Source organism: Paenibacillus marchantiophytorum (assembly GCF_014640555.1).
Taxonomy (GTDB): domain Bacteria; phylum Bacillota; class Bacilli; order Paenibacillales; family NBRC-103111; genus Paenibacillus_E; species Paenibacillus_E marchantiophytorum.
Genome location: NZ_BMHE01000002.1, coordinates 1 through 21960 on the forward strand (window position 1 = coordinate 1; position 21960 = coordinate 21960).

Below are 21960 nucleotides of genomic sequence, written 5' to 3' on the forward strand. Positions count from 1 at the left end.
AGTTCAACCCTCTCTCAAGTGTGTGGTAGTGGTACTAAACACTTCGAGATTTGGGGAGGTACTCCCTTTTTTGCGCCTTAAATACTCAGATGGGGTAAGGCTTTTGAATTATGAAATTCATTCAATTAAATAATGTTTGAAATTAAGTTTGCGGATGTTAAAATCTAACTGATCTCATTTTGGGCATTGTGGGGGTTATACAGAGTGAAGATGCTGATAAAGCTGAGTTCCAAAAAATATTTAACCCGGATCTACTTATGGTTCGCCTCGTTAATCTTATTAGTGACTGCTATTTTATCGAGTGTCGTGTACTATAACGTCCAGGAAAAGGTTCTTGAGAGCGAATACAAGAATAGCCAAAAGCTTCTTGCTCAGACCAAATACAATATGGAAAATCTAAATAATATGGTTCGTAATTTAATTTTGTCGACTTACAACAATAACGATGTTAAGTCATTAATGTATTTGAATGATAACGAGACTTTTGATTATATGAATATGATGAACAAGCTGAGAAGCTCTGTTGTTTGGAGCAATTCGTTCGTCCACTCGGTATACATTTATAACAATAACAAGCATATAACGTATTCCACATTCGGCGAATTTATTCATAATGACACAGAGTGGGAGAGACTTTTGCAATTGCATGGGGGGTCTTTGCCGCCGCTCAAGCCGATTATCCATGATATGAATGTGAGTCTCGACTCACAGCATGTTCAGAAGGAGAAAGTTCTTACCTACGTGATGTATGAACTGACCGACGAGCAGGGCAGAATGGATGGAGCCGTCATTATTAATATCAAATTAGAGTGGTTGTTCGATAATATCAAAACGATAAACAATTTTGAAGCGGAGCAGCTTAGTCAAATGTTCATTCTCAGTGACAAGCGCGATTTCATTGAAGTGAGTCAGGAATCGTCTGAGAAAGGAACTAAGCTGGAAGCTTTATTAAAGGAAAAATATGAATCTTCGGGAGAGACAGGAAACTACTTCACAGTAAAATTGAACGGCACTAAGTATTTGGCTGCGTACATCACTGTAGATAATACCGGGTGGGTTTTGTTTAAAACGGTTCCCTACGATGAAGCCTACGTTTATTTGAATAAACTAAGAACCAGTATTATTGTCATAACTGTCATAGTTCTGCTTGTTACATTATTAGTTCTCTTGCAAGTATCCAGAGGGATCTACAAACCTGTCGAACAATTGGTTTCCCAGCTCCGATCGAGCCATTCATTCGGCGAGCAAATTGGATCTTCGAAGGATGAGTTTAGTTTTTTTCAGGACGTTTATAGGAATTCCGCAAATCAACTGGGACAGTTCCAATTAGAGAGAACTTCCAATCAACAACATAGGAAGTACCGCTTTTTAAGCAAGTGGGTATTAAACAGCTTATCGGTTTCCCAAGTCGAGTTTGAATTACTTAGCAAAGAGTACAAGCTGCCATTCCGACAGGAGCAAAACTTTATGATCTGCGTACTTAAATTCGATGATTACAAGAGTTTGACTGAGCAAAAGCTGGAAGAGAAAGAACTCCTCGTATTCGCGGTAATGAACATCGCTTTGGAATCTTTAAGCAAAGTATGTATGGCAGAAGCAGTTGACTTGCGCAACGATCATGTTGCCTTGATTCTACAGGCGGATATGCCGGAAGATATGCTGAAGGAGTCCATTTTACTGCTGATTCAGGAGTGTCAAATCTATTTGCTGCAGCGTTATCATTTGTCAATTACAGCATCGTTAAGTGTCAGTGTCACAGACCATACCTACTTAACAACGGCCTATCAACAGGCACTCTATGTATCAATGTATCGATTCATCTCTGGTAAAATGTCGTTGTTGACACAAGACTACATTACACAATTGGGTCAGATCCCCTCGATGGACCGGGTGTTGGAGCTTGAAAATCAACTGCTCGAGCAAGTGCGGACTGCCAACTATCGAGGGGCAACCGATAAACTAGCGGATCTGTTGGATGAAGTGAAAAGGTTGGAATACAGCGATATGATGCTGTCCTTGCTGCATACCGTGAACCAATTTAAGTATCTCGTCTATGATTTGAATAAGGCTCGTCCAAAACCCGTCAAAGTCAATGCGATTCTAATGAGCAAAGAATTGCTGGAAATAGAAACGATTAACGAATTTCAAATTAAATTAATGGAAGTCATTTATGAAGTTACGAGTGATACGGAGGCACAAAGTCAACAAGTCTCTGATGAAACGACCAAAGCGATCCGTATCGAGCAATTGATCAGCGAACGGTATGCAGACATGAATCTGGGGGCTGCAGAGCTCGCTCTGATCGTAGGCGTATCCGCCTCCAAGATTGGAAAGCTTTTCAAGGCTTATAAGCATATGTCTATTCCTGATTATATCAACCGTGTTCGATTGGAGAAGGCTGTTGAATGGATGGAGAATTCCCAACTAACGATTCAAGAGATTATTCTTAAAGTCGGTTTTGAAAATGAAAGCTATTTTTATAAAGTGTTTAAAGCCAAATTTGGGACAACTCCCCGTGAGTTTATAGCTAAACGAGCGAAGGAACGAATGTAAGGATTACATGTAAGGAGCAAGACCGTTTACGTTAGTATAGGCCGCTCAGACCTTGCTATGTAACGGTTTTTTTTGTATATCGGCCAAAAAATGCAGTCACGGAAAGGGAAAGGTCGAAAAAGTGCGGTCGCCGAAACAGTTGAAAAAAAATGAGCAGTATACGGTTCGTTAACATATGCCTTACATTTGGGGTGTCATCAAGCGTAGACATTAATTTACCGAAGGAGTGGGACTGTGATTGCATTAAAGAAAGAGATAACCTATTTGAGAAAAAACAAAAGTTTGTTTCTCTTGTCACTACCGGCAGTGTTGTTTGTTTTTGCCTTCTCCTATTTACCGATGTTCGGTACTGTGTTGGCATTCAAGGATTACAATTATGCCAAAGGCATATGGGGAAGTGATTGGTCGGGGCTGGATAACTTTAAGTTTTTCTTTACTTCTCAAGATGCGTGGAGAGTGACACGCAATACGCTAGTATTGAATGCTTTGTTTATCGTAATTGGATTGGCAGCCTCGGTTGTATTCGGCATATTGCTGGCGGAGATGGGAAGGAAGGCGGTAAGGCTATTCCAAAGTATTCTCTTTTTTCCTTACTTTCTATCGTGGGTTGTCGTAGGTTATATATCGTACATTCTGTTAAATCCTACGTACGGTGCTGTCAATCAATTGTTGAAATGGCTGGGGATCGCATCAGTTGATTGGTACTCCGACCCTACGTACTGGCCTGCTATCCTGGTCATTACTTATCTTTGGAAAAATGTAGGCTATACGGCAATTATATTCTATACCGGGCTAATGTCAGTCGATCCCAGCTATTATGAAGCAGCTTCTATTGATGGAGCATCGAGATTTCAGCAAATCTTGCGTATTTCGTATCCTTTAATCGTTCCGCTTGTGCTGTTGCTTTTCATACTGAATGTGGGCAAAATCTTTTTCTCAGATTTCGGTTTGTTTTATTTTATTCCCCGCAATGTAGGAGCCTTATACCCGACAACGGATGTTATCGATACTTACGTATATCGTTCATTAAGGGTTGTAGGGGACATCGGTATGGCATCGGCTGCAGGACTTTATCAATCGTTCGTTGGTCTTGTGCTTGTCCTAATCACCAATCGGATTGTGAAAAAATTCGACAGCGATAGCGCGTTATTCTAGCTTGAAAGGAGTTTCACCCATGCCAGTACGAAGTCGTTCACAGATGTGGTTCCAAGGTATAAATATGTTGTTCTTCTTAATCATTTCCATTGTGATGGTCATTCCACTAATCTACGTGCTTTCGGTGTCGTTAACCTCTGACTCAGACATTGTACAGTATGGATACAGCCTTGTTCCTAAGCATATCACGAGTACGGCATATACCTATTTAATGAAAACACCAAAGCAAATAATCAATGCGTATGCGATTACGATTATCGTGACTGTTCTTGGCACTGCTTTAAGCCTCATTTTGACGACGACAGTCGCATATGTCATGACACGAAGAGATTATAGATATCACCGAATCACAACTTTTTATATATTCTTTACGATGATTTTTAATGGGGGGCTCGTCCCCACGTATATGGTTGTAACCAAGATTCTACATCTTCAGGATACATTATTTGCCTTATTCTTGCCCTATGGCGTAAGTGCGTGGTTCGCCATGCTCATGCGCGGATTTCTGATGAGTATGCCATTCGAAGTTATAGAATCAGCCAAGATCGATGGGGCAAGTGAGCTTCGTATCTTCACAACGATCATTGTGCCGCTGTCCAAACCTGCGCTTGCAACGGTTGGGTTATTCTACGCGCTGGCCTATTGGAACGATTGGTGGCTAGCTATGCTGTATATTTCCAATGATAATCTCGTCCCTCTGCAATATTTGCTGCAAAGCATTATGGCGAATCTAGAGCATCTAACCAGCCATGTGCAAGCGGGACTCAATATTAATTTGGATCAAATTCCAGGTGAATCCGCTCGCATGGCTATTGCGGTGCTAGCGATAGGTCCCATGATGTTCGTATTTCCATTCTTTCAGAAATACATCGTTAGAGGGCTCACATTAGGTGCAGTTAAAGGTTAGGTTGTTACACTCGTTTGGGTGTTCAATAATAGAGAAATTGGGAGGCACTAGACATGATAACTAGAAAAATGAAATTGATGCCATTTGTATTATCCACGATTCTAGTAGGCTCTATGACGCTTGCAGGCTGCGGCAAAACGGGGGAAACCACTTCAACAGCTTCACCGAGTACAGCAGGAACAGAGACAAAGGCTCCGAGCCTCGAAGCAAAGAAATTGGATCCAGTAACGCTCAAATGGTACCTGCCTCAAGGTACTTTCCCGGATGCGAAAGCGGTATTCGCTGAAATGAGCAAAATCACGAAAGAAAAAATTAATGCCGACCTCGATATTGAATTGGTAGATTGGGGAAATTACGATCAAAAAATGCAAGCAGTACTTGCTTCTGGTGAAAATGTAGATTTAATGTTTACCTCGAACTGGTCGAATGATTATGTTTCTGCGGTGAATAAAGGTGCTTTTATGGATATTACAGATTTGCTCAAGAAATATGGCACGAATATTTTAAAGCAAGTTCCTGAAAAAGCATGGAACGCTCCAAAGATTAACGGCAAGCTCTATGGTATTATTAATACACAAGTCCTTGGTAAAGCACCGGGCATGCTAATTAATAAAACATATGCTGATAAATATGGGCTCGATGCATCGAAAGTCAAAAAGCTTGAAGATTTGACGCCATTCTTGGAGAAAGTAGCTGTAGGTGAAAAAGATAAATACGCATTCAATGTAAAAGGTAATGACGATCCACTGAGTTATATCGGAACTGCGCTTGGTATTGAGTATTTCGCAGATACGAATCCAGGTGTAATGCTTATCAATGATAACGATACGAAGATCGTGAATCTGTTTGAAACTAAAGAATATACAGCGTTCCTGAAACTGATGCATGAATGGTATCAAAAAGGCATTATCCGTAGGGATGCACCAACGATTACAGATTTAGCTGCGGATGAGAAGGCTGGGAAATATATTACAAGAATAGGAGTAATGAACCCTGACGTAGCGGCTAACCAAGCAGAACGGTATGGAAATGGTAAGCCGGAAAATGTATTAACTGCTCAGTTTTCGCCAGCTTATATGAGTACAGGTTCTATTCTTGGAACGTTGACAGCCATTCCACGTACATCCAAGAATCCAGAACGGGCTATGATGTTCTATGATCTAATGTATTCGGATGCTAAGCTATTTAACCTTATGAACTATGGTATTGAGAACAAGCACTACAAAAAAGTGGGTGATGATCTCATCGAAACCATTCCTAACAGTGGATATAATGTCGCTTCGGGTTGGGAGTATGGCAACATGTTTAACTCCTATCGCACGAGTCCGTTACAACCTAAATGGTTCCCAGTAGGCCCTGATATGAACAATACCGCAATTTCGTCCAAATTGCTCGGCTTTAGCTTCGATGCTTCCAAGGTGAAAAGCGAGCTTGCGCAATGTGCTGCTGTTATAACCGAGTTTAACGCGGGCTTAATAACAGGAGCGCTTGATCCTGACACGACGCTGCCTAAACTAAATGAAAAGCTGAAAAAAGCAGGCATGGACAAGCTGCTGGCTGAAATGCAAACACAAATTGATGCTTGGAAGGTAGCAAACAAAAAGTAAACTGATGCGTAAAAAATGCCGCTATCTGGTTGGAATCCAGATAGCGGCATTTTTGATGCATGCAGATGGTCATTTATTTAGGAAGGGCTCTCGCTAAGAACGCCTTTAAGCCTCAAGCGAGCTAAGCGTCTTCTCTTCGCACTCCTTGGAGCAGAAGCTGTTGTGCTCCTCTTCACAGGCTTCGCAGCAGATGTGCTTCAAATGGCAGAGATCGTTCGCACAGTTAATGTAGCGATCTTCGGCCGTTCCGCAGTGGTAGCATTTGCCGACCACAATATCTTCTTCGGTCCGGTTGATCGGGACTGAGATCCGTTCGTCGAAGACGTAGCATTTGCCGTCGAAAAGCCGGCCTTGCACTTCTTCATCTTTCCCGTAGCTGACAATACCGCCATCGAGTTGGTAGACGTCTTTGAAGCCTTCCTGAATAAGGAATCCGGATAGCTTCTCGCAGCGGATGCCGCCTGTGCAGTAAGTCAGAATCGGTTTATCCTTGAAGTCCTGCAGGTTAGTGCGAATCCACTCCGGGAATTCTCTTGTCGTTTCAACTTCCGGGCGAATAGCGCCGCGGAAATGGCCGATGTCGAATTCATAATGATTGCGGCCATCAAGGACAATAACATCCTCTTGCAACAGTTTTTCGTAGAATTCCTTAGGCTTCAGATGAGTGCCGGTTAATTCATTCGGATTGACATCTTCCTCCAAGCGGAAGGTGACGAGCTCCTTTTTCGGGCGAACGAACAGCTTTTTGAAAGCATGGCCTTCACTCTCATCTATTTTATAAACCATATCTCGAAACTGAGGGACTTGCTGCATCATAGCCATGTAAGCATCGGTTTGCTCCACAGTCCCCGAAAGCGTACCATTAATACCTTCCGGAGCAATCAGGATGCGGCCTTTGATGCCAAGCTTTTTGCAATAAGCCAAATGTTCACGGGCCAACGCCTCATGGTCCATAATGGTGACGAATTTATAATACAACAAAATGCGGTAAGGAGCGCTTTGTACTGTCATGATTAAACCACCTATACGTATAAATTACCTGCTAAGGAACAGAAGAACCTATGCATATAGTGACATAAATCAGCACATTTTTCAATCAACAAGCAGATTTTGGATCTTAAGCGTCACAACGTCTAAGACGAAAGCGAGTGATTGAAGTTGATTCTCTATCAGGATCGTTTGAATATCATCCGGTTCTTTGACTTGTTTGAGCCTATCTTCCAGTAAAGTTGCCGCGGCAAACACGCGATTGGCAGACAGATTGCTTGAAGAACCTCGCAAGGCATGCAAGAGGCCGATCGCCTCTTCATAATCTCCATTTTGTATCTGCTGGGTGAGATGTTCACTGACAGAGGTGGACTGTGTTAAGAACTTTCGCAGCATGCCTTGATAGATGTCTGTTTTTCCGCCGACTCTACTTAGTCCTTCCGCCATATCAAGATCAAGCCCCGCCATTTGTTTGCTTTGTTGCAGGAATGTTTCTACAACGGTGAATAATCGGTCTGGAATAATTGGTTTAGAGATCACCTCATTCATACCGGCGCGTAGACATGCCAAGCGTTGTTCCGTTGTGGAATCAGCAGTTACGGCAATAATCGGAATCTGACTCCACTGAGGTTGAAGACGAATGAGCTTCGTCGTTTCGATACCATCAAGGCCTGGCATGTGAATGTCCATTAAAATGAGGTCATAGCGGGTAATCTCCAAATCCTGCAAAGCTTCTAAACCGCCTGGTGCTACCTGGACGTCACAATGCATGTTTTCGAGCAATGTGCGGGCAACCACTTGATTAATTTCGTTGTCTTCAACCAACAGAATACGGGATTTGGCGTGCAAGTCTTCTGTTGATTGCTCCTGTATAAGAGGCGGTGAGCTTAACTCTTCGGATGGCGGTGAGTTGGTCAACGCTTGTAAAGTTTGATAAAGAACACTTCTTGAGATGGGTTTAACCAAAATGGCAGTTGGCATAGATTGCGCCGGGAGCATTTCCAGTGCATCCCGTCCGGGCAGCGTTGTGTAGATGATCGTTTTGATTCTTTGGTGTTTGCTTGCCTCGAGCATGTCCAGCCACACTTCTTCCCCGTACATATCGGCAGCTTCCATATCCAGGATGAGCAGATCGATAGGAATGACCTCGATGGCTCTTCTTGCTTCTTTCCAAGTATGGATGCCTGCGGCTTCTATACACATCGTTTGGAGCATATGAACAAGTACGCGATTAAGTTCAGGGTGATCCTCCACAATAAAGGTGCGAAGCGGGAAGTGCTGCAGGGTTTTCATATATTCAGGACAGAAAGCAAAGGGCAAACTGACACGGAATTCACTGCCTGATAATGGATGACTAGCGACCTCGATGGAGCCGCCCATATTTTCGATAATATTTTTGGAAATGACCAGTCCAAGACCGGTGCCGCCGAATTTGCGGCTTGCTACTTCATCCGCTTGAACAAAAGGTTGGAAAAGCATGGCGATCTGCTCGTCATTCATCCCAATACCTGTATCCATGATGGTGAAGCGAATATGAACTTCCTCTTCCCCTAGCTGCTCCACGCGAACCTGTAGGCTAACTGTGCCTTGATCTGTGAATTTTATCGCATTCGAAGTGATATTGAGCAGCACTTGATACAGCCGCAGGGAATCGCCAATAAGTCCAAGCGGAACTTGGTCGTGGATATCACAAATGAAATCAACGGGTTTGTGACCGAGCAAGACGCTTAGCGTTTCACATACGCGATCAATCGTTTCATCTAGACGAAACTCATGATGCTCAATGGCTAGCTTGTCTACCTCGAGTTTGGAGAAATCCAGAATATCATTGATGATTTGGGAAAGAGCCAGAGAGGATCTGGTTATTTTACTCATATAGTCCTTCTGAAGAGAGGACATCGCTGTGCGCTCCATCAAGTGGGATAATCCGACGATGCCATTCAAGGGTGTTCGAATTTCATGGCTCATTCGGGCAAGGAAAATCCCCTTCGCCAAATTGGCTTCATCCGCTTCTTGTTTCGCTCGAATAAGCTCATCTTTTGCTTGAATGCGATCTGTGATATCACGCGTGATGGCAGAGAAATAATGCGCTTCTTTGTCCGTGGGGCAGTGCGGCACGATAATGATAGAAATAAACATCTGCCTATGGTCTCTCGTTAACACTTCGGCCTCAAATTCCCAGAAGCCCTCTTGAATGGCTGTTTCCAGACCTTCCTCAAAGTTGATATCATCGTTCATAATTTCAACGAGGTCGTTGAAATGCTTTTCGGAGGTGTCGCCTTCGGCTACTCCTATAGAGCTTCTGCCAGCCTGATTCATATAGAAGATAAAGCCATCCATGTCAAATGAAATAATCGCGTCCCGCGCGCTTTCTACAATGGTCAGGAGTCGCTGCTTTGTTTCGTTGCTTTCTTTAATATCGCTGATATCCCGAGCGATGAAGACATACCCTTTCAAATCGCCGCTTGGATGCGTAATGCCGCTTACGCTTAATTGAACGTAGATGCGGCTGCCATCTTTGTGATGCCAGATCCATTCGGTATCTTCTTTCAATTGACGCAAGGTTCGAATAACGAGCGCCGTGCAGTCCGCTGGCACATATTCTCCAAGTTCCGCAGAATATTTCGCAGCCCGCTCTGTTAGTTGCTCTTGGTCCAGCCATAAGTATGGGGTCGCCTGTTTATGCACTTCGGCGAAAGAATAGCCTAGAAGTTCTACGGCTCTGCTATTGATATGATTGATCGTAAAAGAGGGATCGGTGACAATCATGGCATAATTGTTGTGATGAATGAAAGCTTCGAACGGCTCGAAGAGTTCTCTTAAATTCTCAATCATGCCATTCACGGAATGAGCAAGCGCGCCTAGATCATCCTTGCTTTTAATTTCCAAAGGTTTGATATAAAAGTTGCCTGCCGCGACAGACTCTGTCACATGTAGAATTTCCTTGATTCTTTTAATAATGAGTGTATTGGCTGTCAAATAAATAAACAGAAAAATAATCGCGACAGCCAACAAAATTAAGCAAATTGTTGACCATAACAGCGGGCTGGTAGGCGCTTCAAAAGCAGATACGGGCATGGAATAAGCCAAGTACCAGTCTAGTTTAGGGACGTTGGCATAAAACCAGCGAGCCTTTTGACCGCCATCGTAAGCTTCATCCAAGAAGCCGGCATTTTGTTGAAGCGCTTTGTCAAAAGCAGGAGTCAATTTAGGATATTGGTTGAAAATATTGAAGTCCAAAATTTGTGAAATGTCCGTGTGAAATAAAATGAGTCCTTCGCGATTAACGATCAGAATCTCACCTTTCTCCAGCGGGGGATGGAGATGTTCGAGAAACGTTTGTTTTGCATCCAGCGTGAAATCAACATAACCTGTGACTTGATTATTGTCACTAAATACGGGGGTTATGATTGAAATGAGGTATTTCCCAAATAATTTGCCGAAATGAGGATCGGAGAGACAGGTTTTCCCTTGCAGGACATCTTGGAATCTTTGTTCATTCTGGATATTGAGCGATGCGCCTGTTGTGAGCGTTAATTGGCCGTTAAGATCTACGATCCCCATCGAATTGAAACGCTTCCCGCCTGTTGCTAGCTCTTCCCTTAAGTAGCTGAGTTGTTCGGCCTTGGTTCCGTGCTTCATGACACTTACACGACTAACAAGCTCAACTTCAGCAACTCGAATAGAAAGAAAATCGTACAAATTTTGCGCGGAATTGGTGACGGAGGAAATGGATTGTTCCTTCAATTGATCGATTAGTTTATTTCTGGAAAGTACATAATTCGTAATCCCTACGACAGCTATCGAGATGGAAGTGATCAGCACAAGAAGAGCGACAAGCTTGAAGCGCAAGGAAGATGACATGATTTACCTCCGGCAATTGTCCAAATGTTAGGAAAACTCATAATTTCTACATGAATATAAGGGAAGTGATCTAAAGAATGCCCCGTATACTAGTAAAAAACAGGATGGTTTGAGTATACAACATAGTTCGATCATTCATTCATCATTTGGGGGGATTTACGTATGAGGCTTACTGTACGAACTAAAATGATTACGGTGTTCACGATCATCTTTCTTCTGATCGGAGGGTTAAGTTACACAGATATGAGTAGGATGGGTGCATTGAAAGACAGCAATAAGATGATTGCTAATGATTGGATGAAGGGTATTCAAATTATTGAGCTTATTCATTACAACTCTGAGCATTTATTGACCCTGTACTATCAAAAAAAATTAGAGCCGGATACGAAGAAGCACGAGCCTATCGATGCGGGCCTTGTTGCGACAATGGGAGAAATCGACAATTTGTTAGTAAAGTATAAAGAAACCATTTCTGGTGACGAGGAAAATAGTGAATTCAAACAACTCAATCAGGAATGGGAAGATTTTAAATCGTCATTTTTGAAAAACAAACAGCTTTCCACGGACCCGACTAAAGCCAAAGAAGCAACGGAAAGTCTGCAAGTCATGTCAACGGCGTTCGGGAAAGCGCAAAAAACAATGGCTGATCTTGTGAAGTATAATCAAGAAGGCGGGCTGTTGGCAGAAGAACATGGTAATGATTTGTACAACCAGAGTGTCAAAATTTCGCTTACGGTGTTATGTATCATCGTGCTCTTCATGTTGGTTGCTTGCTATGTGCTGGTTCGCAATATCTCTACGCCGGTGCGCAAAGCTTCGCAAGCATTGAACCGGATTGCGAGCGGTGACCTGACAATTGAGCCTATTATGATCAAAAATAAAGACGAGATTGGTGATCTGGTCCATTCTGTTAATCAGATGGTGGAACATTTGCGCCACTCTGTTACACAAATGCTGCATGCTTCGAATAGTGTCGCTGCCTCCTCCCAGCAGTTGTTTGCCAGTTCAGAGCAGAATGCGTCGGCTTCCAATCATGTGGCGCAGTCTGTTCAGGATTTCGCAACAGGTGCTGATGCACAGGCGCAGAGTTCGATGGAGTGCGGCAGAGCCATGGAGGAAATGTCCGTAGGCATTCAGCGGATTGCAGAGACGACCTCTGATGTATCAGATTTATCGCTCTCAGCTACGCAGCTTGCGGAGCAAGGAACGCATTCCATGGAGCGTGTTGTAAGTAAAATGCAGTCAGTTAGCGGATCTGTGGATGCAGCGAATAAAGTGATTCAGGAGCTTGAAAAGCATTCGCAGAGCATTGGACAAATCTCTACCTTAATTGGGAACATTGCTTCGCAAACGAATCTTCTTGCCTTGAACGCAGCGATCGAAGCAGCACGTGCTGGCGAGAGCGGCAAAGGCTTCGCTGTTGTAGCCGGAGAAGTTCGGAAGTTGGCTTCCCAAACCGATGATTCGGTACGGGATATCACCACTCTGATCACCAGCATTCAAAGAGATTCCGTGCGTGCTGCCCAAGTGATGAACACTGGGCTTTCCGAAGTGCAAGAAGGCTTGAAAGAAGTAGGAATCGCGGAACAGGCCTTTGGTCAGATCGTTAGCGCTTCGCAAGAAGTGGCCAGCAAGATTCAAGAAACCGCCGCTGCCGCACAGCAGATGGCAGCGAGCTCTGAGCAAGTTGCCGCTACAGTAGCTAGCGTAGGTTCGGTGGCACAGCAAACCTCAGGTACAGCGCAGTCTGTCGCCGCTGCAACGGAAGAGCAATTGGCCTCAACAGAGGAAATTGCGTCATCCGCCAAAAGTTTGGCTTCCATTGCGACGGATCTGCATCAAGTTGTCAGTTCGTTCCGCATTTCATAAAAATATCTCAATCCCAAAAGTTGTAAACGAATATCTAATGAAATGCCTCTAACTGCCTATAAAAAAAGGCGGATAAGGGGCTTTTCTCTTTCACTATTTTGAAAGCGTTTGCATATACTATATCATCTCGTAACCGTACTTACAGGAGGTGTAAGATGAATACGTATATGAAAAACTTATTATGCGCCTGCATTGGCATTTGGTTTCTAGTTAGTCCTTGGGTATTCGGTTTTCAAACCCAGCCGAACGCAATCTTTACCTGTGCACTGCTAGGGAGTTTGCAATTCGTCGCTGCCCTGCTCGCTTTGGGGAAATCCGGGAAAAAGGTTTGGCAAAATTGGCTTTGTCTGGTTATCGGTGCTTTATTTATTGTTGTTCCTAATGTGTTTCATTTGGATCTGCTGGCCTTTACTTCCTTTGTCGTGCTTGGTTTTATGACGATTTTGGCCAATTACTCCAATCTGTTTCCGGAATACCAATAAGATGGTACAGGCCGATGTGTGATTGACATTAGGTTGGTTTATACTGGGGATGTAAATAGAGAGAATAGACGGCTTGCGAATCCTGAATTGTATCGTTTGCAAGTCATCTTTTGGGGATGAATGGACAAGCCTGGGGAACTTCATGGGAATGGATGTGGAAAGGATGAATGGCATGACGGACAACTTAACGCTGCACACGGATAAATATCAAATCAATATGATGTATGCTCACTTTGTGCAAGGCACAGATAAGGAGAAAGCGGTTTTCGAGGTGTATTTTCGCAAGCTTCCCTTTGATGGGGGTTACGCGGTCTGCGCTGGCTTGGATCGCGTCATACAATACATACAGAATCTTCATTTCGGTGAAGAGGAAATCGCTTATTTGCGGACACAGGAGGAGAATTATCGAGAAGATTTCTTAACAACTCTCCGCGAGTTTCGCTTTCGCGGGGATCTGCAAGCGATACCCGAGGGTACGCTAGTGTTTCCGAACGTGCCGCTCGTTCGCGTTGTGGGCACGATCTTCGAAGCGCAGCTTGTGGAGACGGCGATTCTCAACTTCGTGAACTACCAGACTTTGATCGCGACGAAAGCCTCGCGGATCAAGCAGGTTGCGCCGCACGAGGTACTGCTCGAGTTCGGCACACGGCGCGCCCAGGAGGCGGATGCCGCGATCTGGGGCGCAAGGGCTGCTTATGTCGCGGGTTTCCACGCGACATCGAATCTGCGTGCCGGGATGCTGTTCGGCATCCCGACAAGAGGCACCCACGCCCATGCGTGGGTGCAGGCGCATGACACGGAAGAGGAAGCCTTCCGTGCGTACGCAGAAGCGCTGCCGGAGCAGGTGACGCTTCTTGTGGACACCTACGACACGCTGCGCAGCGGCGTGCCGAATGCCATCAAGACGGCGCGGCTGCTCGCAAGCCGCGGCAAGCGCATGAACGCCATTCGCCTCGACAGCGGCGATTTGGCGTATTTATCGCAGCAGGCCAGGCGCATGCTGGATGAAGCGGGCTTTCCCGAGGTGAAGATTGTCGCATCCAATGATTTGGATGAGAACATCATCGAGGGGTTGAAAGCCCAAGGGGCCAAGATCGACGTCTGGGGCGTCGGGACCCAGCTCATTACCGCCGCCGACCAACCGGCGCTAGGCGGGGTCTATAAGCTTGTGGCGCGGGAGAACAACGGTGAGTTCATCCCGGTCATCAAGATTTCGGGCAATCCCGAGAAGGTGTCGAATCCGGGCTTCAAGGCAGCTTATCGCATTATCAGTAAGAAAACTGGCAAAGCGGAAGCGGATTATTTGGCTCTTCAGCAAGAGGAGGATATTCAGCGCGGTGAACGAATCAAGCTGTTTGACCCCGTCCATCCGTATATTTTCAAATTTATCGAAAACTATGAAGCGGTCCCTCTGCTTGCTACTATTTTCACGGCAGGCGAGCTAGTTTATGAACGACCTTCCTTGGATGAGATTCGTGCCTATCACGCTGAGCAAATACGAATATTCTGGCCGCAATATCTCCGCAAGCTGAATCCGGAAGGCTATCGCGTGAACTTGAGCGCAGCATTGTGGAAGCTCAAAATGGATTTGATCCACGCACATACGATTATGTAAACAGAGCCAAAAATGGTAAACTAGTAGGAAGCGCACTCTTCCTAGAGCCGTCCTATTCTTATACTCATATTGGAGGTAATTTGTTTATGACATCTCATGCAAATCAAGCATTGACGGAAGGCGTCATCCTCAATAATGGCGTACATATGCCTTGGCTCGGCCTTGGGGTTTACAAAACCCAGGAAGGTCAGGAAGTCATTCAATCTGTGAAAACTGCCCTTGAACTGGGGTATCGCAGCATTGATACAGCGGCCATTTATCGCAATGAAGAAGGTGTTGGACAAGGGTTGCGAGAAAGCGTCGTGCCGCGTGACGATATTTTCGTAACGACGAAGGTGTGGAATGCAGACCAAGGTTATGAATCAACGCTGCAAGCGTTCGATGCCAGCCGGCTGCGGCTTGGTTTGGAAACGATTGATCTGTACTTGGTGCACTGGGCGGTTACCGCCACTTATCGGGAGACTTGGAAAGCCCTCGTTCATTTGCAAAAGGAAGGTTTCGTGCGCGCAATTGGCGTAAGCAACTTCCAAATTCATCATCTGCAGCAAATTATTGAAGATACAGGGGTCATCCCTGCTGTGAATCAAGTGGAATATCATCCACAGCTAGCGCAAAAAGAACTGCTTGCTTATACGCGTGAGCATGGCATTCGGCTGGAAGCTTGGAGTCCGCTGATGCAGGGCAAACTTGATGTGCCAGTGCTGCATCAGCTGGCGGACAAATACGGCAAATCGCCTGCACAAATAGTGCTGCGGTGGGATATCCAACATGGTGTCGTCACCATTCCGAAATCAGTTACGGAGCACCGCATTCGCGAGAACGCCGCTATTTTTGACTTCGAGCTAAGTGCTGAGGACGTAGCTCTTATTGATTCGCTTAATGAGAACAAACGAATTGGCCCTGATCCCGATCACGTAACCTTCTAAGTGAACCCATATTCTCGAACGTACAGAACCTAGCCGCAGGCTAGGTTCTTTTGGAATACTTTTAGAATACTTTTGGAATACTTTTGGAATACTTTTGGAATAATAAAAAGTATAAGTTTTGGGTGGATTTAAGGGGTTCCCCCTTTCGTGATACTAGCAAAATGTGTCATGATCGCAAGTTTGAGGGAACTACAGTCCGCTATAATGCTGAAAACCGCCATATTCCACGCCAAAAGGAACTACGATCCGCTATGTCATCATTTCCCGGTTGGAATCAGCAGGTTCCGCTGAAATAGCGGATCTCAGTTCCCTTTCATGCTACGTTTACCCCAGTTCCCGCCATTTAGCGGATCATAGTTCCTTTTCACACGACGCTCTCTGTCATTGCAAGCCGCTTTTATCATTTCAACAAAGCAATCATCTGGAACACTTCGCGATAATCGCCCGGAAGCGTATAATCGGCGACTCTGAGCTGCGAAGAGCCATCCCCATCGAGGAAAAGCCCGTCGACTAACTGTCCGTTCCCTACCTGCTCCAGCACCGCTGTGCGGAATTGCTCACCAGTACAAGGTGTCGGTGAAACGATCAGATAGACGTTATTGTTGTAATCATAGACGATGCCTGAACGCATTCGCTTCTCATCGATGACCGGCATCTCTTCGGATACGGCTTGAGCGGCCCAGCCTTCCGGATTTCGAAGTCCCATGCTGACCCCGCCCTGGGCCCAATAATGATTACGGTCCATGACCTTCAGATCCTTCGCATTTTCAACGACTTGAATGGTAAAGGTTTGCGCCTTCTCATCCCAGACGAGCGTCCCGCGTTTGCGGTCGATATTAAACCAACCAGAGCCGTAGTCCTCGGGTTGTCCTTTGACAGGAAGATCATTAATGACAGCGATACTCAGGAGATAGCCTTCCCAGAAAAAGCCGCCATTGATCCCGTTAATCTTGGTATCGACGACATTCGAAGTAATCGCTTTAAGTCCGATGTTCTCGGGCGGCGTGCGAATGCTATGGATCTTCACACCATTGCTGGCTTGGCTGATGCTATACGCAGAGTATGGCGGATTCGGGGTTGTTTTCACCCAGAGATGGATGCCTATTATAAGGGTCCATATGAAACTAGCAATCATAATAAGGAGGTAAATCAGTAAGTAAGCTGCGGGTCTTTTGGCAAGATGAGTTAATGGCATGAGGGCAACTCCTAATCTCTTGAATCAGCTTATTTCTATTAGTCTATGAATCTTAATATAGAATATTCTATAATAACCAAAAAAACCCTTCCAGCAAGTGAAATATCACTTAGCGGGAGGGTTTTATGCGTATGTAGGAATCGTGTCTTAAAAAATCGGGATTCTGGCTTTGTTGCCATCTTTCGCATATAAAATCGCTTCCGAGCTAAACAAATCAACACGTTCTACGGAATGAACCAAGTTCATCGTTGTGAATTTGTTATAACGAAGAGCGTTGATCAGAGAGGGAATTAATTTGTGGTCCGTTCCAATGAAATTAACAGAAATCGGCTTTTTGTTGAATAAAATATTCATTCTCACTTACAACTCATCTCCTTCAAGAAAATTAATTCAAATGAATTAGATATTAAGAATAGCATCTCCTTTATCTGATGTCCGTCGATTGGCGTTGTCGGAATCACACTACTTTTGTCGTGGGCGCGAGAGGTAATAGCCGTGTTGGCAGGTAGTCAGCTTACCATTATGTTAATGTATTTTTATGTATTCTGACATATGCTAGAATAATGTAAATTGGTGTCGAATTTATAAATTTTTGGGCCTATACTTGAGGTGGCTCGAATGAAGCTTTTTAGCTCATCATCATGGTTTGATCGTTGCCTTCAAAAAAGCGATAAGCAGCTTGAAAGGGATGATTCGGGTCGTTCATCAATCCTCCCCATATTTACACGTAAAGAGCATGATTGACTCTCGGGATATCGCCAAAATCCGATATTGGAATCAGCAGAAGGTATTGAAAGAACTTGAGATTTCGGCATGTTTCGAGAAGCTGGAAAGGGAAATCCGTCACTCAAAGAGATCGTGATTATTATCATGCGCTAAGTAAAAGCTGGCAAGCGTTTAGCGTGGTCAGAGATCAGAATGCCAGATGGATGCTGGAAGCTCAATATGATAAAGCAAAGAATGGCTTGGTTAATCAAGGGAGAGAACGCTTTAAGCATGCGATGGATGTCGTGAATGAATGGAAGGAGCATGAAAAGGAGTGATGCGATACGTTCGCAGCTCCTTTTTTTAATTGTAGCGATCTTACCATCTGCTTGCCACATTCGCCTTGTATAGTGAAGTTGTAAGCAAGACCACTACCAATAACGAAGAGGAGCAAACCAAATGAAAAAATCTTTGATTACGCTAAGTATCATCAGCACTTTGTCTTTAACCATTCTAGGTGGGGCTGTTGTGCTGGCACAAGATCCTCTCCAAGGAAATGCAGCAGATGAGATAACTTCCGTTTCTCCCAAGCCAAATGCAGCGAATGACGGATTGAATTGTGATAAAAATCAAGACGGCCATCCTGCTAACCAACCACGGCTTAAAGCGGGTGAGCGGCCAAAAGGGGAGAAACCCGCTCCTCGGGGAGGTGCGGGAGCAGTGACGCCAAGTGCTCCACCTAGTGACAGCAATTCCGAACAAGCAGCTAACACGGTGGTAATCTCAGGCGGCTTCCAAACAGATCCTCAGGATAAAGGCCGGCCGGTAGTACTTATTGCAGCAGCTTTAGGAGTTCCGACGGAAGTATTCAGAGAGGCATTTAGCGGTGTAACACCTGCTGGCTTGGATAGAGGGCCAACATCTGAGGAAGCTCAGAAAAACAAAGCTGCTCTGCTCAAAGTGCTTGCCCCATACGGCATTACGAATGAACGTTTGGATGAAGTATCCAACTATTATCGCTATAATGGCAGAGGCGGTGGTCTATGGTCGCATACCCAAGCGACTGCAGCGCTAACGGTAACGGATGGCGTAGTGACGGGCATTACGATCACCAACCCAGGTTCAGGGTATTCCTCTAATCCGGTCATTTCGGTGATGGGTCCGAATGGGAAAGTGACGGCAACGGCTGAAGTCGTGTATACGAAGGATTTTAAAACAAATGGCAGTATCTCTTCGATCAAGTTGAATTAATAGATAGGGAGTAAAGTTCATGACATCAAGGTGGATGACTTGAACTTTATTCCTTTCTGGTATGTTAAAATGACTCATAGCGAGAAGCTGCGATGTACCCTTGTTAGGAGGCATGACAATGAAAACCATTATGATTGTAGAAGACGAGCCGGCGATTTCTCGTGTTCTTGCTGCCTATATCAAAAAAGCCGGATATGACTGTGTGGTCATCTCTCGGGGGGATGAGGCTATCAAGCAGTTTGGCGTGATCCAGCCTTCTCTTATTTTACTTGACGTGATGCTGCCTGGAGCGGATGGATGGGAAGTTCTGCGCGAGGTGCGGCGGAGAAACACCTGCCCGGTCATTATGCTCACGGCCAAAGGCGATATCGGTGATCGCCTCATGGGATTGAACAATGGGGCTGATGATTATATAGCGAAGCCGTTTGAACCGGAAGAAGTCGTAGCTAGAATTCACGCCGTTCTGCGCAGACCTTCACAAGCTTTCGCGACAGATGATCAGAAGCATTACGGGAGTCTGCGGATTGATTTCAAGTCGCGGTCTGTTTACCTGAATGGTGCAACTTTGTCATTTACCCCTAAGGATTTAGCGTTATTGCTATTTCTCGCGGAGCATCCGAATCAACTATTCTCACGCGAGCAGCTAATCGAACGGGTATGGGGCATCGACTACGATGGCAGCGACCGCGCCGTGGATCATGCGATCAAACGGTTGCGGCAGGCACTGCTTCACCTGCCGCCAGAAGAAGGCGAGATTCGAACTTTGCGCGGAACGGGGTACCAATTTTATGCCAACCCAAGCACCTAAGCGCAGCTCCTTGCTCCGCTATTGGACTTTACGCTATGTGCTCACACTATGCATAGGTTTGTTTCTCATAGGCTTAGCCTCCATTATCTGGCTGCAGCAGCGAGCATTGACAGACCGATTGCAGCAAATCGAGAGCTTTTCGGTGGAAGCGGCCGCTTATATTACCAAGGATGCGAATCGGATTGTCATACCAGCGGAATTTTATAAATGGATTGATCAAAATCAGCGCAAATATCGGCTTCCTGGGCAGTTCGGTCTCACTGTCTATACGCAAGCAGGTCAAGTTTTGTATGAACAAGCTGCGCCGCAAGGATCATCAAGCGAATATAAGATTGCCGCTCCAATTCACGGTTCTCACTCACAGATTGGATCGATCGTCATTTCATATAGTAAGAAAGAATTGACTGATATCAGTCAAGAATTTGGTTTAATTACTTCACTTCTAATCTTAGCTGGTCTCATGGGCTGGCTGATCATTTATTTGATGCTGCGCAGATTAACCAAGCCAATCTATGAAGTGGTGCATGCCCTCAAACAAATCCAGACGGGGAATTATACCCTCATGCTGCAGGAAAATGCCAAGGAGCAGGAGATTTATGATCTGCTTTATTACTTCAATGCGACGGCAGCAAGATTGGAACAACTGGAGCAGCTGCGCACAGAACTGTTGGCTGGTGTGACCCATGAGCTCAAAACGCCTGTGACTTCAATCCGTGGTTTGCTGCGCGCGATCAAAGACCAGGTTGTCAGCGGCAATGAGGCTGATGAATTTCTCGATATTTCGCTGGAGGAAACAAAGCGGCTTGAGCGGATGGTGGCTGATTTGCTTGATTTCAATGCTTTTGCATCGGGACATGTGCGTATGCAATCAGAAGCACTTGATTTGGGTAAACTGCTGGGAGAAATCGTCTATCAATGGAGTTTAATCCACACAGAAGATGATGTGGAGGTTCGAACGGATATTGCGGATGGACGACAGATGGTCGTTGGTGACCCTGTTCGTATTCAGCAAATTATTGTCAATCTCCTTAACAACAGTCAGCAAGCAGCGGATGGGCATTGTTTGATAACGGTCCGTTTAATCGAATACTCGAGCACGATGTACGAAGTTCTTGTCTGTGATAACGGAACAGGTATTCCGGCGGAGGAGCAGATCAATATTTATGAGCGGTATTTCCGGGGGACGAACAAAAAGTTAGCCGTACGGGGGCTGGGATTAGGCTTGACGTTGAGCCGAATGCTGGCTGCTGCGCTTGGAGGTACGTTGGTGCTGAAGGAAAGTTCCCCGCAGGGGACGACTTTTCAGCTTTTGCTGCCTCGGGGGACGGGAGTGATGTGAAACAACTGTTATTATTTTGGTAATACTGATCTTAAACATGTTACACTTGTTAAAGTCATATATGAATGATCAGAAGGAGGCTGAACATCGTGTCAAATCCGGACGAGAAGAAAATCCATACTTATCAAGACTGGCAAACATGGGATGGAGCATGGGAGTTAATCAATGGCAAACCCTATAATATGTCGCCGGCTCCAACCTCACTACATCAATTTATTGTTGGGGAACTTCATTTTGCTTTGCGGACATTTTTTCAGAATCAGAGCTGCTACGTGTTCGTGGCTCCATTTGATATATTTTTTAGCGAAAACGAAGATTACGAGTCGCCAGATCATGTTACACAGCCTGATCTCTCGGTTGTTTGCTCCAAGGATCAGATCAACAAAAATGGTTGTCTAGGTGCTCCGACGTTAATTATTGAAGTACTTTCCCCATCCACTGCGCTGAAGGACTTTAATGAAAAGTTCAATTTATATCAGAAGTATGGGGTACAGGAATATTGGATTGTTGACCCAGGAAACCGAACGGTTCACGTATATTCTCTGCAGGATGGAAGTTTTCAGATTCGTCAACTGTATACAGAGCAAGAAACCATTCATTCCAACGTCTTCAAAGAATTACATGTGCCGATGACCCATTTATTTACATTATAATTAACGCATATAAGCCGAAATAGATGCCGAAAAACCTCCAAAAT

17 protein-coding genes are annotated in these 21960 nt (G+C 44.9%); 13 read left to right on the forward strand and 4 right to left on the reverse strand.

From position 1 onward, the window contains the following. The first annotated feature begins 210 nt into the window (after positions 1 to 210). The 4 genes from IEY34_RS02420 (at position 211) to IEY34_RS02435 (ending at position 6222) form a co-directional block, all read left to right on the forward strand. The gene (locus tag IEY34_RS02420) at positions 211 to 2553 is read left to right on the forward strand and encodes an AraC family transcriptional regulator (protein WP_229757454.1); all 2343 of its coding nucleotides are present in this window, start codon (positions 211 to 213) and stop codon (positions 2551 to 2553) included. A 234-nt stretch (positions 2554 to 2787) separates the two neighbouring features. Beyond that, entirely contained in the window at positions 2788 to 3708 is a 921-nt protein-coding gene (locus IEY34_RS02425; RefSeq protein ID WP_189007099.1) for an ABC transporter permease, read from the forward strand. 19 nt (positions 3709 to 3727) lie between these two features. Then, the gene (locus tag IEY34_RS02430) at positions 3728 to 4615 is read left to right on the forward strand and encodes a carbohydrate ABC transporter permease (protein WP_229757430.1); all 888 of its coding nucleotides are present in this window, start codon (positions 3728 to 3730) and stop codon (positions 4613 to 4615) included. 53 nt (positions 4616 to 4668) lie between these two features. Continuing rightward, positions 4669 to 6222, forward strand: a complete 1554-nt coding sequence (locus tag IEY34_RS02435) for an extracellular solute-binding protein (protein ID WP_189007101.1) — start codon at positions 4669 to 4671, stop codon at positions 6220 to 6222. 105 nt (positions 6223 to 6327) lie between these two features. Here IEY34_RS02435 and trhO read toward each other — a convergent pair whose 3' ends face one another. Both trhO and IEY34_RS02445 read right to left on the reverse strand, forming a co-directional pair. Beyond that, on the reverse strand, positions 6328 to 7233 hold the full coding sequence (gene trhO, locus IEY34_RS02440; protein ID WP_189007104.1) for an oxygen-dependent tRNA uridine(34) hydroxylase TrhO: 906 nt from the start codon (positions 7231 to 7233) through the stop codon (positions 6328 to 6330). Between the two features lie 81 nt (positions 7234 to 7314). Then, entirely contained in the window at positions 7315 to 11073 is a 3759-nt protein-coding gene (locus IEY34_RS02445) for a response regulator (RefSeq protein ID WP_189007107.1), read from the reverse strand. Positions 11074 to 11235: 162 nt separating this feature from the next. Here IEY34_RS02445 and IEY34_RS02450 point away from each other — a divergent pair, with 162 nt between their 5' ends. From IEY34_RS02450 to IEY34_RS02465, 4 genes are all read left to right on the forward strand, one after another. Next, entirely contained in the window at positions 11236 to 12942 is a 1707-nt protein-coding gene (locus IEY34_RS02450; protein WP_189007111.1) for a methyl-accepting chemotaxis protein, read from the forward strand. Positions 12943 to 13097: 155 nt separating this feature from the next. After that, entirely contained in the window at positions 13098 to 13424 is a 327-nt protein-coding gene (locus tag IEY34_RS02455; RefSeq protein WP_189007114.1) for an SPW repeat domain-containing protein, read from the forward strand. Between the two features lie 142 nt (positions 13425 to 13566). Further along, complete coding sequence (locus IEY34_RS02460) at positions 13567 to 15039, forward strand: nicotinate phosphoribosyltransferase (protein WP_229757431.1); 1473 nt, start codon at positions 13567 to 13569, stop codon at positions 15037 to 15039. Positions 15040 to 15125: 86 nt separating this feature from the next. Beyond that, positions 15126 to 15965: an aldo/keto reductase gene (locus IEY34_RS02465; protein WP_189007117.1), complete on the forward strand. Its 840-nt coding sequence runs from the start codon at positions 15126 to 15128 to the stop codon at positions 15963 to 15965. A 400-nt stretch (positions 15966 to 16365) separates the two neighbouring features. Here IEY34_RS02465 and IEY34_RS02470 read toward each other — a convergent pair whose 3' ends face one another. Next, a complete protein-coding gene (locus IEY34_RS02470; RefSeq protein WP_189007120.1) occupies positions 16366 to 17160 on the reverse strand; it encodes a hypothetical protein in 795 nt (264 codons plus the stop codon). Between the two features lie 147 nt (positions 17161 to 17307). Beyond that, complete coding sequence (locus IEY34_RS02475; protein WP_144028689.1) at positions 17308 to 17520, reverse strand: hypothetical protein; 213 nt, start codon at positions 17518 to 17520, stop codon at positions 17308 to 17310. A gap of 440 nt (positions 17521 to 17960) precedes the next feature. Here IEY34_RS02475 and IEY34_RS02480 point away from each other — a divergent pair, with 440 nt between their 5' ends. The 5 genes from IEY34_RS02480 (at position 17961) to IEY34_RS02500 (ending at position 21916) form a co-directional block, all read left to right on the forward strand. Further along, positions 17961 to 18203, forward strand: a complete 243-nt coding sequence (locus IEY34_RS02480) for a hypothetical protein (protein WP_189007122.1) — start codon at positions 17961 to 17963, stop codon at positions 18201 to 18203. Between the two features lie 121 nt (positions 18204 to 18324). After that, the gene (locus IEY34_RS02485) at positions 18325 to 19116 is read left to right on the forward strand and encodes a 3'-5' exonuclease family protein (RefSeq protein WP_189007125.1); all 792 of its coding nucleotides are present in this window, start codon (positions 18325 to 18327) and stop codon (positions 19114 to 19116) included. A gap of 118 nt (positions 19117 to 19234) precedes the next feature. Next, positions 19235 to 19924, forward strand: a complete 690-nt coding sequence (locus IEY34_RS02490; protein WP_189007128.1) for a response regulator transcription factor — start codon at positions 19235 to 19237, stop codon at positions 19922 to 19924. Next, the gene (locus tag IEY34_RS02495) at positions 19905 to 21263 is read left to right on the forward strand and encodes a HAMP domain-containing sensor histidine kinase (RefSeq protein WP_189007131.1); all 1359 of its coding nucleotides are present in this window, start codon (positions 19905 to 19907) and stop codon (positions 21261 to 21263) included. The genes IEY34_RS02490 and IEY34_RS02495 overlap by 20 nt, the downstream gene beginning before the upstream one ends. An 89-nt stretch (positions 21264 to 21352) precedes the next feature. Further along, entirely contained in the window at positions 21353 to 21916 is a 564-nt protein-coding gene (locus IEY34_RS02500) for a Uma2 family endonuclease (RefSeq protein ID WP_373291141.1), read from the forward strand. Positions 21917 to 21960 lie beyond the last annotated feature (44 nt).

Excerpts from the sequence above, each read along its gene's own strand:
- IEY34_RS02420 (WP_229757454.1), top strand. The coding sequence starts at position 211 with ATGCTGATAAAGCTGAGTTCCAAAAAATATTTAACCCGGATCTACTTA.
- IEY34_RS02430 (WP_229757430.1), top strand. The coding sequence starts at position 3,728 with ATGCCAGTACGAAGTCGTTCACAGATGTGGTTCCAAGGTATAAATATG.
- IEY34_RS02435 (WP_189007101.1), top strand. The coding sequence starts at position 4,669 with ATGATAACTAGAAAAATGAAATTGATGCCATTTGTATTATCCACGATT.
- trhO (WP_189007104.1), bottom strand. The coding sequence starts at position 7,233 with ATGACAGTACAAAGCGCTCCTTACCGCATTTTGTTGTATTATAAATTC.
- IEY34_RS02445 (WP_189007107.1), bottom strand. The coding sequence starts at position 11,073 with ATGTCATCTTCCTTGCGCTTCAAGCTTGTCGCTCTTCTTGTGCTGATC.
- IEY34_RS02450 (WP_189007111.1), top strand. The coding sequence starts at position 11,236 with ATGAGGCTTACTGTACGAACTAAAATGATTACGGTGTTCACGATCATC.
- IEY34_RS02455 (WP_189007114.1), top strand. The coding sequence starts at position 13,098 with ATGAATACGTATATGAAAAACTTATTATGCGCCTGCATTGGCATTTGG.
- IEY34_RS02460 (WP_229757431.1), top strand. The coding sequence starts at position 13,567 with ATGGGAATGGATGTGGAAAGGATGAATGGCATGACGGACAACTTAACG.
- IEY34_RS02465 (WP_189007117.1), top strand. The coding sequence starts at position 15,126 with ATGACATCTCATGCAAATCAAGCATTGACGGAAGGCGTCATCCTCAAT.
- IEY34_RS02470 (WP_189007120.1), bottom strand. The coding sequence starts at position 17,160 with ATGCCATTAACTCATCTTGCCAAAAGACCCGCAGCTTACTTACTGATT.
- IEY34_RS02485 (WP_189007125.1), top strand. The coding sequence starts at position 18,325 with ATGAAAAAATCTTTGATTACGCTAAGTATCATCAGCACTTTGTCTTTA.
- IEY34_RS02490 (WP_189007128.1), top strand. The coding sequence starts at position 19,235 with ATGAAAACCATTATGATTGTAGAAGACGAGCCGGCGATTTCTCGTGTT.
- IEY34_RS02495 (WP_189007131.1), top strand. The coding sequence starts at position 19,905 with ATGCCAACCCAAGCACCTAAGCGCAGCTCCTTGCTCCGCTATTGGACT.